Source organism: Micromonospora sp. USAFONa4 (genome assembly GCF_057197825.1).
Window position 1 is genome coordinate 3,274,305 of record NZ_CM170072.1, and the last position, 16,060, is coordinate 3,290,364.

Here is a 16,060-nt window from a genome sequence, read left to right on the forward strand (position 1 = left end):
GGACGGGCCCGACGGGTGGAACCGGTCAGGCGACCGGGTTCCAGCCGTCGGTGCCGGCGAGGTACTTCTGCGGGGTGTAGTTGGGCGCCTGGACGTCGCTGAGCTGCGGCCGGTTGCTGGTCGTGCCGGCTCCCGCGCCGTTGTTGCGGTACTCCAGGAACCGCGCGTTGCGCCAGGAGTTGCTGGACATGTCGGTCCACGGCTGGCTGGTCCTGATGTGGGCGCCGAGCGTGGACTCGCGGTAGAGCACCTGCGCGTCCGGACCCCACGGCCGGCCCAGGCTGCTCGAACCCGCCGCCGCCGAGCTGGTCAGGTTGCAGCGGTAGAAGAGGAAGCCGTACGCCCGCGACGCCGGGGTGCGGGCGGCGGTGACCGGCCCGCCCGTGGCCCGCTTCTCGTGGATCTGCGAGCTGTGCAGCACCGCGATTCCGTCGCCGAAGATGAAGTCGACGGTGCCCTCGACGTACGAGTTGCGGATGTAGGAGCGGGCCGACCCGCCGACGAGGAAGGTGTCCTGGTCGCCGAGCAGCCGCACGTTGCTCAGCACCGACCGGTCGGAGTTGAGGTTGAGCGCGACCGCCTGGTGGCCCGGCTGGCTGGCGTTGGCCGCCTCGTCGAAGTCGTTGGAGATGGTCAGGTTGGTCGCGGTGAAGCCCCGGCCCGAGACCGTCATGGTGGCGCTGCCGGAGGTGCCGTAGGTCGTCCCGTCGGGCTTGACGGTGCCGGCCGAGTGCCGCTCGACGATCACCACGGCGCTCGGGCTCGCCCCCAGGCCGAGGAGCTGGATGTTCGTCTTGTTCGACGGGACGGACACCACGCCCCGGTAGGTGCCGGGGCTGATCGCGATGACGACCGGGTTGGCGCTGTTGGCCGGTGCCGCGTTCACGGCGGCCTGGACCGTGCGGTGCTGGCCGCTGCCGTCGGCGGCCACGGTGATCGCGCCGGGCGGCGTGCTGCCACCGCCGAGCTTGACCAGCTGCCACTGCTGGTTGGCGCCGTCGAGGTCGGCGAACTGGGAGATCCGACCACCGTTCGCGGTCGACCACTCCCACACGTCCAACGCCTTACGACTGTGCCGGTTGACGAACCGCACGAACCCGTCCGCCGAATCCGCCACCCCGAAATGCTGCCGCGTGTTCGTACCCGCCGACTCCTGCGTCAACGCCGCGCCATCCTCGGCACTCGCGATCTGCAACACCTTCCCGCTCTGCCGCGACCGCAACTGGAAGTAACCGTTGTCCACCGGCACGAACTGCCACTGCTGGTTCAACGTGTCCGTACGCGTCCACTGATGAATCGGCGCACCATCACTCGTCGAATAGTTCGACACATCGATCACCTTGCCGCTGTGCCGCGACACGAACACGTAGTACGCGCCCGTGTCCACAGCCGCCGCCTGAGCCGGAGCACTGCCGACCGCCACAGCAGCCGGCGCCACGACGGCCAGCACCGCCAACGGCACCACACGCCGCCACAGGCGACGGACGGCGGTGGTCGCCGGTGCCGGACGTTCGTCAGGGGGATGGGTGGTCAGTCGCATTGACTTCCTTCCTGGGTACGGGTGGTGGAGGTGCGGTGGTGGCCCGCCTGGCGACCGGCTGCCCGGGGCCGGATGCCAGGCGGGTCGGCGTCGGCCCGCTCTGGTTCCGTAGACGACGGCAGGGTCACGTCGACAACGGAAATTCAGAACTTCGTTTGGATCGCCTACTTACCTGGACAGTGACGGGCGACGATCTTTACAGGGGCATACCGGTGTGCGAGCATGCCGTGAGCTGCGTCGTCCACCGCCGCCCAGACCGGCGGAGAGACGCCGGTCCGGGCGGCGGAAGGCACGCCGATCCGGTCGGTCCGCCCACCCGCGACGCGAGGAGGGACCGCCACCGTGACCGGCAGCGACGTCCACGCGCCGGCCCACGACGCGGAACTGGACCCGGGCACGCGCGACCCGTCCCACCCGGACGTGCCCGCCCTGGTCGCCGCCGCCCGCGCGGGTGACGAGGCGGCGCTCACCGAGCTGGTCTCCGCGCACCTCCCGCTCGTCTACGGGATCGTCGGGCGGGCGCTCAACGGGCACGCCGACGTGGACGACCTGGTCCAGGAGACGATGGTCCGGGTCATCCGGGGCCTGCCGGACCTGCGGGAGCCGGAACGGTTCCGCGCCTGGCTGGTGTCCATCGCGTACCGGCAGGTGCAGCTCCACCTGCGCGGTCGGGCGCGGACCCGGCGCCGCGAGCAGGAGACCGACGCGGACCTGCCCGACGCCGGCGGCGACCTGGCCGAGCGGACCGTGGCCGAGCTGATCCTCAGCGAGCAGCGCCGGGAACTGGCCGAGGCCACCGGCTGGCTGGACGACGACGACCGGCGGCTGCTGCGGTGGTGGTGGCGGGAGGCGATCGGCGAGCTGACCCGCACCGAGCTGGCCGACGCGCTGTCGGTCAGCCCGAAGCACGCGGCGGTACGGCTGGGCCGGATGCGGACGCGCCTGGACGAGAGCCGACTGATCGTCCGCGCGCTGCGCGCGACACCCCGCTGCCCGGAGCTGGCCGCGCTGCTGCGCGGCTGGGACGGCACCGCCGGACCGCTGTGGCGCAAGCGGCTGAGCCGGCACGGCCGGGGCTGCCCGCGGTGCGGATCGCACGGGCACGTGCTGCTGGCACCGGAGCGGCTGCTGCCGGGCATGACGACGTTCCCGGTCGCCGCCGGGCTCGTGGCGGGCGTCCCGGCGGCCCCGGCCGCCGGGACGTTCTGGGCCATGGTCCAGGGCTTCTTCGCCAACAAGGTCGTGGCGGGCGCCACGGTCGCCACGGTCGCGGCCGGCGGCATCGGCTACGCCGTGCTCCAGGCCCCCGACCCGGGCGGCGTCCCCGCCCCGGCCGGCCCCACGGTGGCCGCACCACCCTCCCGGCCCACGGGTGCGCCCACCGCCGCCGGACCGGCCCGCCCCGCCGCCCCGGCGGCGGGGGCCGAGATCCACGTCGCACCTGGCGGCTCGGACACCGGCACCGGCAGCGCCGACCGCCCGTACGCCACGCTGGGCCGGGCCGTCGCGGCGGTACGCCCGGGCCAGACCATCATGCTGCGCGGCGGGACCCACCGGCTCACCGAGCCCCTGGCCATCACCACCAGCGGCACCGCGCAGAGACGCATCACCATCAGCGGCTACCGCGACGAGCGGGCCGTGGTCGACGCGAGCCGGGTGCCCGCCGGCGAGTGGGCGATCACGCAGCGGGCGAGCTACTGGACCGTACGCGGGCTGGAGATCAGGAACGCGCCCGACCACGCGTACGTCTGCGTCTCCTGCCGCCACACCGTCTTCTCCCGGCTGTCGGTCCACGACAACGGGGGCATCGGCCTGCTGCTGCGCGACCCGGGCACGGTGGGCAACCAGGTGCTGGACAGCGACTTCCACGCCAACCACGACACCTCGGACGCGGGCGGCACGGCGGACGGGCTGGCGTTCAAGTACGGCTCGGGCACCGGCAACCTCGTACGCGGCTGCCGGATGTACCACAACTCGGGCGACGGGCTGGACCTCAGCGAGTTCACGGACCCGGTGAGCGTCGAACGGTCCTGGGCGTACGGCAACGGGGTCGACCGGTGGGGCATCCCCGGCTTCACCGAGGGCGGCGGCAACGGCTTCAAGCTCGGCGGCGGTGACCCCGCTCCCGAGGTGCGCCACCGGGTGACCCGGAGCGCGGCCTGGGACAACGCCGGGTACGGCTTCACCGAGGCGGCCAACCACGGGCAGCTGCGGATCACGAACAGCACGGCCTACCGCAACGGCAAGGCCGGGTTCGCGTTCGTCGGCTCGCCGTCGGTGCTGCGGCACAACCTGGCCCTCGCCAACCGCGACGAGACGTGGCTCGGCGGGACGGTCGACGACGAGGACAACTCGTGGAACCAGCGGGACTGGGCGACGACGACCCTGCGCAGCGGCGACCCGTCCTCGGCCGAGGGGCCACGAGGTGCCGGGGGCGCGCTGCCGGAGACCACGTTCCTGCTGAACCGCCGCGATCCGGCTATGGGCGCCGACATGCGGTGACGGCGGTGCCACCCGACCAGGCGCAGCCGGCGGGGTGAGCCGCCGACATCGTGCGGCCGGCACCCGTACGGCCGGCGGGAGGGGTTACCTTGCGCAGATGGATCTGGCGTACCTGCGGGCGCACCCGGAGCACCTGCCGACCTTCCTGACCCACCAGCGGATCCGGGAGACGCCGGTCGCTGGCGGCGACATCTGCGCCGCGTCCCGGCTGACGCTTGACGACGGGCACTCGGTGTTCGCCAAGACCTGGCCGGAGGCCGCCGGAAGGCCCGCGCCGGAGGGCTTCTTCGCCGCCGAGGCCGCCGGCCTGCGCTGGCTGCGCGAGGCCGGGACGGTCGCCGTACCGGAGGTGGTGGTGGCGCTGCCCGGGCTGCTGGCGCTGGAGTGGATCGAGCCCGGCGAGCCGTCGCCCGAGGCGGCCGAGCTGTTCGGCCGGGAACTGGCCGGGCTGCACCGGGCGGGGGCGTCGGCCTTCGGGGCCGGGTGGAACGGCTTCATCGGGGCACTGCCGGCGGACAACACGCCCGATGACGGCCCCTGGTCGGGTTGGTTCGCGCGGGCCCGGCTCGTCCCGTACCTCCGGATGTCGGTCGACGGCGGCGCGCTCACCGGCGCCGAGGCCGGCCTGGTCGAGCAGGTCGTCGAGCGGATCGACGAGTTCGGCGGTGACGAGCCGCCGGCCCGGATCCACGGGGACCTCTGGCCGGGCAACCTGCTCTGGGGCGCCGACGACCGGGTCTGGCTGGTGGACCCGGCCGCGCACGGCGGGCACCGGGAGACCGACCTGGCGCAATTGGCCCTCTTCGGCGGCGCGCCGCACCTGGACCGGGTCCTCGCCGCGTACGCGGAGGAGTGGCCGCTGGCCGACGGGTGGCGGGAGCGGGTGCCGCTGCACCAGCTCCATCTGATGCTGGTGCACACCGCACTGTTCGGCGCGGCGTACCGGGATGCGGTCGCCCGTACCGCCCGGTCGGCCCTGGCCGGGCTCCGGCGCGCTACCGTCGACGGGTGACCGCCGCCCCGCCGACCGACGGCGCCCTCGCCGACCGGTACGGCCGCGTCGCCCGGGACCTGCGGGTCTCCCTCACCGACAAGTGCAACCTGCGCTGCACCTACTGCATGCCGGCCGAGGGGCTGGCCTGGCTGCCCGGCCCGCAACTGCTCGGCGACGACGAGATCGTCCGGCTGGTCGGGGTCGCGGTGCGCCTGCTCGGCGTGACCGAGGTCCGGTTCACCGGCGGGGAGCCGCTGATCCGGCCCGGCCTGGCCGACATCGTGGCCGCCGTGGCGGCGCTGGAGCCGCGCCCCCGCATCTCGCTCACCACCAACGGCATCGGGCTGGACCGGCTCGCCTCCGGGCTGCGCGCCGCCGGGCTGGACCGGGTCAACGTGTCGTTGGACACGCTGGATCCGGAGCGGTTCGCCCGGCTGACCCGGCGCCCGCGCCTGGCGGACGTCGTGGCCGGGCTGGCCGGGGCCGCCGACGCCGGGCTCACCCCCGTGAAGATCAATTCGGTGCTGATGCGGGGCGTCAACGACGACGAGGCGCCCCGGCTGCTCCGCTTCGCCCTCGACCACGGCTACGAGCTGCGGTTCATCGAGCAGATGCCGCTGGACGCCCAGCACGGCTGGGACCGTCGGACCATGGTCACCGCCGACGAGATCCTGGCCACCCTGCGCGGGGCGTTCGACCTGGTCCCCGACCCGGCGGAGCGCGGCGCGGCACCGGCCGAGACCTGGCTGGTCGACGGGGGCCCCGCCCGGGTCGGCGTGATCGCCAGCGTCACCCGGCCGTTCTGCGGCGACTGCGACCGCACCCGGCTCACCGCCGACGGGCAGGTGCGCGCCTGTCTCTTCGCCACTGAGGAGTCCGACCTGCGCGGCGCCCTGCGGGCCGGGGCGGACGACGACGAGCTGGCCCGGCGCTGGCGGGCCGCGATGTGGGGCAAGCGGGCCGGGCACGGCATCGACGACCCGGCCTTCCTCCAGCCCGCCCGGCCGATGTCCGCGATCGGAGGCTGACCGTGGCAGAACCGACGCGCCCGGCCGACACCGGGCTGCCCGCCCAGGCACGCCCGGCCGACACCGGGCCGCCGGCCCAGGTCGCCGACGCCCAGGCGCCGGTTACCGTCCGCTACTTCGCCGGGGCGCGGGCCGCCGCCGGCCGCACCGAGGAGACCGCATCCGCCGGGCGGTCCCTGGACGAACTCGTCGTGGAGCTGACCGACCGGCACGGTGAGCGGCTCGCCGTCGTCCTGAAGGCGGCGAGTTTCCTGGTCGACGGCGTGACCTGTCATGATCGGCGGGCACCGCTACCTGCCGGGGCCACGATCGACGTCCTGCCGCCCTTCGCCGGCGGCTGAGGGAGGCGCACACATGCTGGCGGCACTGGCGTTCGTCGCCACCATCGCGCTGGTCACCGGCCTGATCCACCTCTACCTCTGGAAGCGCCTGGTGCGGGACACCACCGCCCCGGGCCGCTGGCGGCGGGTCGGCGGAATCACCGCCCTGGTGCTCGCGCTGCTCGTACCGGCGACCATGGCCGGCACCCAGGCGGGCCTCTACTGGCTCGCGTGGCCGGGCTACCTCTGGCTCGCCGTCATGTTCTACCTGCTGGTCCTGCTCGTGGCGCTGGAAGTGCCGATGGCGGTGGCGAAGCTCGTGCTGCGTCGCCGGGTCGCCGCCGCGGAGCCCACCGCCGCCGCGCCCGAGCCCGCCATGGTGGGCGCGGCCGGGCCGGCGGACCCGCCGGCCGCCGACGCCGTCGCGCAGCCCGACCACGACCCTTCCCGCCGGTTGCTGCTCGCCCGCGGGACAGCGATCTTCGCCGGGCTCACCGCCACCGGCCTCACCGGGTACGGCATCCGCACCGCCCTCGGCCCGCCGCAGCTCGACCGGGTGCAGATCCCGCTGGCCAAGCTCCCCCGCAGCATGGACGGCCTGCGGATCGCCACGGTCTCCGACATCCACCTCGGTCCGCTGCGCGGACGGGCGCACACCGAGCGGATCGTCGCCGCGATCAACCGCCTGGACGCCGACATCGTCGCCGTCGTCGGCGACCTGGTCGACGGCTCGGTGGCCGAGCTGGGCGAGGCGGCCGAGCCGCTGCGCGGCCTGCGCTCCCGGCACGGCAGCTACTTCGTCACCGGCAACCACGAGTACTACTCCGGCGTCGAGGAGTGGGTCCAGGAGCTGGACCGGCTCGGCCTGCGGGTCATGCAGAACGAGCGGACGGAGATCCAGGCCCGGGGCGGCGTGCTCGACCTGGCCGGGGTGAACGACGTCACCGCCGCCGGCACCGGTCTGGCGGCCCCGGCGGACTACGCGGCGGCGCTCGGCGACCGCGACCCGAACCGCCCGGTGGTGCTGCTCGCCCACCAGCCGGTCGCGGCGACGGAGGCGGCGAAGTTCGGCGTCGACCTCCAGCTCTCCGGGCACACCCACGGCGGCCAGATGGTCCCGTTCAACCTGCTGGTGAAGCTCCAGCAGCCGGTGGTCTCCGGCCTGGGCGAGGTCGACGGCACCAAGGTCTACGTCACCAACGGCGCCGGATTCTGGGGCCCGCCGGTCCGCGTCGGCGCCGAACCGCAGATCACCCTGGTGGAGCTGCGCTCCCGCTGACCCATAGCGCGGGCGGCCGGCGTTGTCCAGCACCGGATGCTCAGGTCACGGGTGTGCGTGGCGACGGGTGGGTAATGGCGCGGGCGTGACAGGATGCGGCGTGCCTCCGTTCAGTCCCGCACCCCCCGGCGGCGTCCCGCCGTTCGTCGCGGATCTGCACATCCACTCGAAGTACTCGCGCGCGTGCAGCCGCGACCTCACCCTGCCCAACCTCGGCTGGTGGGCGCGGCGCAAGGGCATCGGGGTGCTCGGCACCGGCGACTTTACCCACCCCGCCTGGTACGACCACCTCCGCGAGACGCTGCACCCGGCCGAGCCCGGCCTGCACCGGCTCAGCCCGGAGGCGGAGCGGGACATCGCCCGCCGGCTGCCGCCCCGGCTGGCGAGCGAGGCGGAGGCGGACCCGGTCCGGTTCATGCTCAGCGTGGAGATCTCCACGATCTACAAGCGGGACGACCGCACCCACAAGGTGCACCACCTGATCTACCTGCCAGACCTGGACGCGGTGGCCCGCTTCAACGCGGCGCTCGGGCGGATCGGCAACCTTGGCTCGGACGGCCGGCCGATCCTCGGCCTGGACTCCCGGGACCTGCTGGAGATCACCCTGGAGGCCAGCGCCGACGGCTACCTCGTGCCGGCGCACATCTGGACGCCGTGGTTCTCCGCGCTGGGCTCCAAGTCGGGCTTCGACGCGATCGCCGACTGCTACGCCGACCTGGCCGGGCACATCTTCGCCGTGGAGACCGGCCTCTCCTCCGACCCCGACATGAACTGGCGTGTCGGCAGCCTGGACGGCTACCGGCTGGTGTCGAACTCGGACGCGCACTCGCCGCCGGCGCTGGCCCGGGAGGCGACCGTCTTCGCCACCGCCCGCGACTACTTCGCGATCCGCGACGCCCTGCGTACCGGTGACGGGCTCGCCGGGACCATCGAGTTCTTCCCCGAGGAGGGCAAGTACCACGCGGACGGGCACCGGCTCTGCGGGATCAACTGGTCGCCCGAGGAGACCCGGGCCGCCGCTGGCCGCTGCCCGGAGTGCGGCAAGCCGCTGACCGTGGGCGTACTGAGCCGGATCGAGGAGCTGGCCGACCGGCCGTCGGGGCACCGCCCCGCGCACGCCCCCGACGTCACCCACCTGGTGCCGCTGGCCGAGATCCTCGGCGAGATCAACAAGGTGGGCGCCCGGTCCAAGAGGGTCGAGGGGAAGCTCCACGAGCTGATCGCCGCTCTCGGCCCGGAGCTGGAGATCCTCACCAGCACGCCGCTCGACGAGATCGGCCGGGTCGGCGGGGAACTGCTCGCCGAGGGCATCGGCCGGCTGCGCCGGGGCGACGTGCGCCGGGTCCCCGGCTACGACGGCGAGTACGGCGTCATCACCCTCTTCGACCCGGCCGAGTTGGGCGGCAACGCCGGCGGGGCCCAGGAGACACTCTTCGACGTACCCGTGCCGGCGCAGCGCACCCCCGCGGAGCCGGCGCCGAAGCCCCGGGCCAAGCGCCCGGCGGCGACCAAGCCCGAACCGAAGCGCAAGGCCGCGCCGGCCGCGCCCCCGCCCCCGATCGCGCCGACGCCCTCGCCGCACGAGCCGTTCGAGCCGATGCTCGCCGGCATGGAGGAGGTCGGCACCGGCCTGCTCGATCGCCTGGACGCCATGCAGCGGGTGGCCGCCTCCGCGCCGGGCGGTCCGCTGCTCATCGTCGCCGGGCCGGGCACCGGCAAGACCCGGACGCTGACCCACCGGATCGCCTACCTCTGCGCGGAACTGAACGTCTTCCCCGAGCAGTGCCTGGCGATCACGTTCACCCGGCGGGCCGCCGAGGAACTGCGGCACCGCCTGGACGGCCTGCTCGGGCCGGTCGCCGAGGACGTCACCGTCGGCACCTTCCACTCGCTGGGCCTGACCATCCTGCGGGAGAACGCCGACGCCGCCGGCCTGCCGACGGACTTCCGGATCGCCGACGACGCCCAGCGGGCGGAGGCCCGCGCCGAGGCCGGCGACGACGAGGCCGGCTATGCGGCCCTGCTGCGCAAGCAGGACCTGGTGGACCTGGACGAGCTGCTGACCCTGCCGGTCGCGCTGCTGCGGGCCGACAAGAAGCTGGTACGGCACTACCGGGAGCGCTGGCGCTGGATCTTCGTCGACGAGTACCAGGACGTCGACGAGGTGCAGTACGAGCTGCTGCGCCTGCTCAGCCCCGCCGACGGCAACCTCTGCGCGATCGGCGACCCGGACCAGGCGATCTACTCCTTCCGGGGCGCCGACGTCGGCTACTTCCTGCGCTTCTCGCAGGACTTCACCGACGCCCGGCTGGTCCGGCTGAACCGCAACTACCGGTCCTCCGCGCCCATCCTGGCCGCCGCCGTGCAGGCCATCGCGCCGTCGTCGCTGGTGCGGGGCCGCCGGCTCGACCCGGCCCGGCTCGACCCGGAGGCCCCGCTGGTGGGTCGCTACCCGGCGGCGTCCGTCGCCGACGAGGCCGACTTCGTCGTACGCACCATCGACGAGCTGGTCGGCGGCCTCTCCCACCGGTCGCTGGACTCGGGGCGGATCGACGGCCGGTCCACCTCGCTGTCGTTCTCCGACATCGCGGTGCTCTACCGCACCGACGCGCAGGCCGCACCCATCGTGGACGCCCTCGCGCGGGCGAACATCCCGGTGCAGAAGCGCTCGCACGACCGGCTGCGGGACCGGCCCGGGGTGGCCGCCATCGCCCGCGAACTGCGCCACGCCGACGGGCTCGACGGCTCGCTGGCCGCCCGGGTCCGGCTGGCCGGTCAGGTGCTGGCGGAGCGCTTCGCGGTGCCCACGCTGGACGGTGCCGGCGCGGTCCGCCCGGAGGACGTCCGGTCGGCCGTCGACCTGCTCACCCCGCTGGCCCGCCGCTGCGGCGACGACCTGCCGCTGTTCCTGTCCCAGCTCGCCACCGGGGCGGAGGTGGACGCGCTCGACCCGCGCGCCGAGGCGGTCACCCTGCTCACCCTGCACGCCGCCAAGGGGCTGGAGTTCCCGGTGGTCTTCCTGGTCGGCGCCGAGGACGGTCTGCTCCCGCTGCGCTGGCCCGGCAGCACCCCCGACGACGACGCGATCGCCGAGGAACGACGGCTCTTCTTCGTCGGGCTGACCCGCGCCCAGGACCGGCTGTACGTGACCCACGCGGCCCGCCGCAGCCGGCACGGCACGGAACGCGACTGCGCCCCGTCGCCGTTCCTCGACGTCATCGACCCGGGCCTCTTCGAGCGCTTCGGCGAGGCCGAGCCCCGCCGCCCCCGCGACCGCCAGCTCCGCCTGATCTGAGCCACCCCGTCGGGCTGTGGGTCCTTCCGGCCGCGGGGTGACCGCCCAGGCCGTCAGGGCGGCCCGGTGTGCCTGTCCGTGCGGGGCGCGTCAAGCCGTCAGGCACCGGTGCGCCGGTCGGTGCGGCGGCCTCAGGCGGCCAGGGCGGCCAGCCAGGCGCCGGTGAGCAGGGCCGGGCCCAGCGGGAGCGGGGTGTCGCGACGCACCCTGCCGGCCACCAGCAGGACGAGCACCAGCACACCGTGCAGCAGGTGCGGCAGGAGCAGCCCGAGCGCCAGGGACGACCCGCCGAGCCAGCCGAGCGGCAGGCCCAGGACGGCGGCGAGCTTCACGTCGCCGAAGCCCAGCCGGGAGCCCGGCAGCACCGCCAGCACCACGTGGCAGGCGGAGCAGAGCGCCGCCCCAGCCGCCGCGCCGAGCAGGCGTCCGGGGCTACCGGCCGTTGCCGCCACGCCGGTCAGCCCGACGGCGGCGACCAGCGCGGCGGCCCCGACCAGCGGGTCGGGCAGCCGCAGGCAGGCCAGGTCGACCAGGGCGAGCACCAGCCCGACGGCGGCCAGCACGAGGAGGACCGGCAGCACCGGATCCGCCCCAAGGGCCGCCGCGAGCCCGGCGAACGCGAGCGCACCCGCCGCCGCGCCCCACCCGGCGGACGGCACCGCCCCGGCGACGCGCTCCGCGCCCGGCGCGGCCTCGACGACGCGCGGCGTGGACCCGGCGTCCCGCACCGCGTTCGGCGCGGCGCCGGCGACGCGCGGTGCGTCCGGGGCGGTGCCGGCGACGCGCGGAGCGAGCGGAGCGGCGAAGTGGCGGGCGACCCGGGGTGCGGCGAGGCCGGCCAGGGCGCCGAGCAGCGCCACGCATGCCAGCAGCCCGGTCGACATGGGCGGACGCTACCGGCGCGACGGCTCCGGCGCGGCCCCCCGGACGGGACGTCGCGGTCTCTCGGTGCTCACCACGAGGGCCACCCCGGCGACGATGACCGCGCCGCCGAGCACCACCCGCGCGGTGACCGGCTCGGCGGCGAACAACGCGCCGAGCGCCACCGCGACCACCGGGTTGACGTAGGCGTACGTGGCGGCCAGCGAGATCGGGGCGTGGTGCAGCAGCCAGACGTACGCGGTGAAGGCGACAAGCGAGCCGGCCACCATCAGGTACGCGAGCGCGAGCCACGACCGGGTGGTCACCGCGCCCAGGTCGAAGCCGCGCAGCTCGCCACGGCCCACCGAGAGGAGGGCCAGCGCCGCCGCCCCGGCGAACATCTCGTAGACGGTGGCGACGAACGGATCGGCGGGCATCCGCATCCGCCCGGAGAGGAAGGAGCCGATCGACCAGCAGCTGGCCGCCGCGACCACGGTCAGCGCCCCGGTGAGCGGCACGGCGTCCGCCCCGCCGGTCGGCAGCACCAGCAGCACCAGGCCGACGAAGCCCAGCGTCACCCCCGCCAGCGTCCACGACCGGGGTCGGTCACCGGTGACCGTACGCAGCAGCACCACCAGCAGCGGAACGGTCGCCACCAGCAGGGCGGCGACCCCGGACGGCACCGCCACCCCCACCGGACCGGACTCGGCGAGCACCACCAGCCCGTTGCCGCAGGCCAGCAGGAGGACCCCGACCAGCGCGGCCGAGGCGAGCTGTCGCCGGTCCACCCGCAGCGCGCCCCGCCCCCGCAGCGCCCGTAGCACGATCGCCAGCACCAGGCCGGCGGCGGCAAACCGGGCGGCCGCCGAGCCGAGCGGTGGCATGGACTCCACCACGATCTTGATGCCCAGGTAGGTGGAGCCCCACAGGACGTAGACCAGCAGCAGCGCGGTCCAGAGCAGGGCCGGCGCGGCAGCAGCCGTACGACCCGCCCCGGCGACCGGGCCGGGCGGGGTACCTGCGTCGACGGGCGGCTGCGCACTCGGTGGAGGTGGGCTCATCGGTGGACACGCTACGGTGACGTCGGCGTCGGCGTCCCTGGTTGGTGGCCGGCCTCTCACCACTCGCACGGGAGGCGTGCATGGCGAACTACGGAGCACCGGGTCGCGGGAACCCGGACCCGTGGCACGGGCGGCACCCCGACGAGTCGTACGGTCCGTCGGCCGGGTCTGCGGGGCAGGAGCCCTGGGCGGACGCGTACGGCCCGCCCCCACCGGGGCACGGCCCGGTGCCGTACGCCGCCCGGAGCGACGGCACCGCCGTCCCCTCCCCGTACGCGGAAGGTCCCGCCCCGCCACCGCGACGGCGGCGCGGGCGGACGGCCCCGGTCGTCGCGGTGCTGGTCACGGTGACGTTGCTGGTGCTGGTCGGCGGGGCCGCGGTGCTCTACCTGCTCGACCAGGACGACAGGAAGCCCGCCGCCACGCCGAGCGGGCCCGCGCCCGCCGCCCGGACCGACCCGCCGGAATCTCCGGCGGGCGCGACGGCCGCCGCACCGAGCACACCCGCCCCCGAGTCCTCCACCGATCCGCGCTTCGTCAAGGCCGGCCAGTGCGTCCGCAACGACGGGCCGGCCGGCGGCAAGCCCAAGCTGCTGATCAGCGACTGCGCGCCGCAGACGTACGAGGTGCTGCGCCGGATCGACGGGGCGACCAGCGGCGAGAAGGACGCCGCGGCGAAGTGCGCCAAGGTTGACGGCTACACCAACTGGTACTTCTTCGACAGCGAGCTGGACACCCTCGACTTCGTGCTCTGCCTGAAGCAGCGCTGAGCCACCGCACCCCTGAGGAAGAGATGACGACCTACGGATCACCCGCACAGCCGGACGACCCCTACCAGCGCCCGCCCGGCACCCCGGGCGGCCCGCCCCCCATCGACCCGACCCTGCCGGAGTGGGGGCAGCCGCCGGCCGCCGCGCAGTGGGGTCAGCCGCAGCCCGGCGGCGAACCGCAGTGGGGCCAGCCGCCGTACGGGGGTGAAGCGCCGGCCACCCCGCAGTGGGGCCAGCAGGACCCGGCGTGGAACCAGCCCGCGCAGCCGCCGGCGCCGGAACCGGGCTACCCCCCGCCGCCCTCCTCCGGGGCCGGCTACCCGCCGCCCACCTCGGGGGCGGGCTACCCGCCACCGACGTCCGGGGCCGGCTACCCGCCGCCCTCCTCCGGGGCCGGCTATCCGCCGCCGCCCGGGGCGCAGCCGCCGGCGGGCCAGGGGAACTACCCGCAGGCGGGACCGTATCCGCCGGCCGGGCCGGCACCCACGCCGGGCAACCAGTGGGGCACCCCGCCGCCGGGGCCCGGCGGGTACGCGATGCCGTCGGCCGCTCCGCCCGCGAACAAGAGCGGTGGCAAGGTCGCGCTGATCATCGGCCTGGTGGCGGTGCTCCTGCTCTGCCCGTGCCTCGGCCTCGCCGGCTGGGGTTTCTGGCAGGCCGGCGACGACGACCCGGTCGCGGCCCCGACGGTGAACGCCACCGCCGGCCCGACGAGCCAGCCGACGAGCCGACCGACCGAGGAACCGACGGACGAGCCCAGCGTGGAGCCGACCACCGCCGCACCGAGCCCCAGCAGGAAGGTGTTCGCCAAGGGCGACTGCGTGGTCAACGACGGCACGGCCAGCAAGGCCGAGCTGCGTAAGGTGCCCTGCGGCCCCAACACGTACGAGGTGCTCCTGCGGATCCCGGGCACGGCGGACGGCGACCGGTGCAAGACCCGCGCCCCGGAGGCGACCGCGAACTACGTGCACGACAACTCGCTGGACTTCCTCGACTACGTGCTCTGCCTGAAGAAGCGCTGATTACCAAAACTAGGGCTGTCTAGCATGGACGCTAGACAGCCCTAGTTTTGTGTCGAGACCGATCCCGGTGACCCGACACGCCGGTTGCCCCATCTACGGATGTCTAGTCCCCCAGCTAGACGGCCCGATACTGTGCGATGCGTGGATCCGGTCCGCAACCCGTACGCCCCGGGCGCCGGTCAGCGTCCCCCCGAACTCGCCGGGCGGGGGCGCGAGCTGGACGTCTTCGACGTCGTGCTGGAGCGCATCGCCCGGGGCCGGCCGGAACGCAGCCTGATGCTCACCGGCCTGCGCGGCGTCGGCAAGACGGTGCTGCTCAACACCCTCCGCTCCCAGGCGATCAACCACCTCTGGGGCAGCGGCAAGATCGAGGCCCGACCGGACCAGTCGCTACGCCGCCCGATCGCCGCAGCGCTGCACATGGCCGTCCGGGAACTGGCGCCCCGGCACCGCGCGCCCGACCGGATCGACGCCTTCCTCGGCGTGCTCAAGGCGTTCGCCCAGCGGACCACGCCGACCGGTCGCGGCACCGCCGCCCCGAAGCTGCGCGACCGGTGGCAGCCGGGCATCGACGTGCCCGCCGCCAGCGGCCGCGCCGACTCCGGCGACATCGAGATCGACCTGGTCGAGCTGCTCAGCGACGCCGCCGCGGTGGCCTCCGACGTCGGCACCGGCATCGCGATCTTCATCGACGAGATGCAGGACCTCGGCCCGGAGGACGTCTCCGCGCTCTGCGCCGCCTGCCACGAGCTGTCCCAGCTCGGCGCGCCGCTGATCGTGGTCGGCGCCGGGCTGCCGCACCTGCCGGCCGTGCTCAGCGCGGCCAAGTCGTACTCGGAGCGGCTCTTCCGCTACCAGCGCATCGACCGGCTCGACCGGATCGCCGCCGACCAGGCGCTCTGCGCGCCGGCCGAGCGCGAGGAGGTCGAGTACGAGCAGAAGGCGCTCGACCTGCTCTACGAGAAGTCCGGCGGCTATCCCTACTTCGTCCAGGCGTACGGGAAGGCGACCTGGGACCACGCGCCCCGCTCGCCGATCACCGCCGCCGACGTACGGGTCGCCGCGCCCGAGGCCGAGGCCGAGCTGGCCGTGGGCTTCTTCGGCTCCCGCTTCGAACGGGCCACCCCCGCCGAGCGCGAGTACATGCGGGCCATGGCCACGCTGTCCCTGGTGGAGGGCGAGGTCGACGGCGGGGGCCGCGACGACATGGACGCCGCCGTGCCGACGGCGGAGATCGCCCGGGCCCTCGGGCGCAAGCCGGCCAGCCTCTCCCCGGCCCGGGACGCACTGATCAAGAAGGGCCTGATCTACTCCGGTGAACGCGGCACGGTCGCCTTCACCGTCCCGCACTTCGGCCGCTACCTGCGTACCCAACCGGCCTGACCGGC

At 74.7% G+C, this 16,060-nt stretch carries 12 protein-coding genes; 9 read left to right on the plus strand and 3 right to left on the minus strand.

Annotation, left to right across the window (positions count from 1 at the left end; translation table 11 throughout):
• Positions 1 to 25: 25 nt before the first annotated feature.
• Complete coding sequence (locus tag AC0OO9_RS14310; RefSeq protein WP_484517611.1) at positions 26 to 1,540, minus strand: pectinesterase family protein; 1,515 nt, start codon at positions 1,538 to 1,540, stop codon at positions 26 to 28.
• A 342-nt stretch (positions 1,541 to 1,882) separates the two neighbouring features.
• Here AC0OO9_RS14310 and AC0OO9_RS14315 point away from each other — a divergent pair, with 342 nt between their 5' ends.
• The 6 genes from AC0OO9_RS14315 (at position 1,883) to AC0OO9_RS14340 (ending at position 10,958) form a co-directional block, all read left to right on the plus strand.
• Entirely contained in the window at positions 1,883 to 4,042 is a 2,160-nt protein-coding gene (locus tag AC0OO9_RS14315) for a sigma-70 family RNA polymerase sigma factor (RefSeq protein WP_484517612.1), read from the plus strand.
• A gap of 97 nt (positions 4,043 to 4,139) precedes the next feature.
• The gene (locus AC0OO9_RS14320; RefSeq protein ID WP_484517613.1) at positions 4,140 to 5,054 is read left to right on the plus strand and encodes a fructosamine kinase family protein; all 915 of its coding nucleotides are present in this window, start codon (positions 4,140 to 4,142) and stop codon (positions 5,052 to 5,054) included.
• A complete protein-coding gene (gene moaA / locus AC0OO9_RS14325; protein ID WP_484517614.1) occupies positions 5,051 to 6,064 on the plus strand; it encodes a GTP 3',8-cyclase MoaA in 1,014 nt (337 codons plus the stop codon). The genes AC0OO9_RS14320 and moaA overlap by 4 nt, the downstream gene beginning before the upstream one ends.
• Before the next feature lie 35 nt (positions 6,065 to 6,099).
• Complete coding sequence (locus AC0OO9_RS14330) at positions 6,100 to 6,405, plus strand: MoaD/ThiS family protein (protein ID WP_484517948.1); 306 nt, start codon at positions 6,100 to 6,102, stop codon at positions 6,403 to 6,405.
• 13 nt (positions 6,406 to 6,418) lie between these two features.
• Positions 6,419 to 7,663, plus strand: a complete 1,245-nt coding sequence (locus tag AC0OO9_RS14335; RefSeq protein WP_484517615.1) for a metallophosphoesterase — start codon at positions 6,419 to 6,421, stop codon at positions 7,661 to 7,663.
• A 100-nt stretch (positions 7,664 to 7,763) separates the two neighbouring features.
• Positions 7,764 to 10,958: a UvrD-helicase domain-containing protein gene (locus tag AC0OO9_RS14340; RefSeq protein ID WP_484517616.1), complete on the plus strand. Its 3,195-nt coding sequence runs from the start codon at positions 7,764 to 7,766 to the stop codon at positions 10,956 to 10,958.
• 131 nt (positions 10,959 to 11,089) lie between these two features.
• Here the strand turns inward: AC0OO9_RS14340 and AC0OO9_RS14345 are convergent, their stop codons facing one another.
• Together AC0OO9_RS14345 and AC0OO9_RS14350 are read right to left on the minus strand one after the other, a co-directional pair.
• A complete protein-coding gene (locus AC0OO9_RS14345) occupies positions 11,090 to 11,842 on the minus strand; it encodes a prepilin peptidase (protein WP_484517617.1) in 753 nt (250 codons plus the stop codon).
• Between the two features lie 9 nt (positions 11,843 to 11,851).
• On the minus strand, positions 11,852 to 12,880 hold the full coding sequence (locus AC0OO9_RS14350; RefSeq protein ID WP_484517618.1) for an EamA family transporter: 1,029 nt from the start codon (positions 12,878 to 12,880) through the stop codon (positions 11,852 to 11,854).
• A 227-nt stretch (positions 12,881 to 13,107) separates the two neighbouring features.
• On the opposite strand from AC0OO9_RS14350, the gene AC0OO9_RS14355 reads away from it, so the two are divergent.
• From AC0OO9_RS14355 to AC0OO9_RS14365, 3 genes are all read left to right on the plus strand, one after another.
• Positions 13,108 to 13,650: an LppU/SCO3897 family protein gene (locus AC0OO9_RS14355; protein WP_484517949.1), complete on the plus strand. Its 543-nt coding sequence runs from the start codon at positions 13,108 to 13,110 to the stop codon at positions 13,648 to 13,650.
• A 536-nt stretch (positions 13,651 to 14,186) separates the two neighbouring features.
• Positions 14,187 to 14,672: a PT domain-containing protein gene (locus tag AC0OO9_RS14360; RefSeq protein WP_484517950.1), complete on the plus strand. Its 486-nt coding sequence runs from the start codon at positions 14,187 to 14,189 to the stop codon at positions 14,670 to 14,672.
• A 141-nt stretch (positions 14,673 to 14,813) separates the two neighbouring features.
• Positions 14,814 to 16,055: an AAA family ATPase gene (locus tag AC0OO9_RS14365; protein WP_484517619.1), complete on the plus strand. Its 1,242-nt coding sequence runs from the start codon at positions 14,814 to 14,816 to the stop codon at positions 16,053 to 16,055.
• Positions 16,056 to 16,060 lie beyond the last annotated feature (5 nt).

Bases quoted from the DNA above. Each gene is read 5' to 3' on its own strand.
- AC0OO9_RS14345 (WP_484517617.1), bottom strand. From the start codon at position 11,842: ATGTCGACCGGGCTGCTGGCATGCGTGGCGCTGCTCGGCGCCCTGGCC.
- AC0OO9_RS14360 (WP_484517950.1), top strand. From the start codon at position 14,187: ATGCCGTCGGCCGCTCCGCCCGCGAACAAGAGCGGTGGCAAGGTCGCG.
- AC0OO9_RS14320 (WP_484517613.1), top strand. From the start codon at position 4,140: ATGGATCTGGCGTACCTGCGGGCGCACCCGGAGCACCTGCCGACCTTC.
- AC0OO9_RS14310 (WP_484517611.1), bottom strand. From the start codon at position 1,540: ATGCGACTGACCACCCATCCCCCTGACGAACGTCCGGCACCGGCGACC.
- AC0OO9_RS14350 (WP_484517618.1), bottom strand. From the start codon at position 12,880: ATGAGCCCACCTCCACCGAGTGCGCAGCCGCCCGTCGACGCAGGTACC.
- AC0OO9_RS14335 (WP_484517615.1), top strand. From the start codon at position 6,419: ATGCTGGCGGCACTGGCGTTCGTCGCCACCATCGCGCTGGTCACCGGC.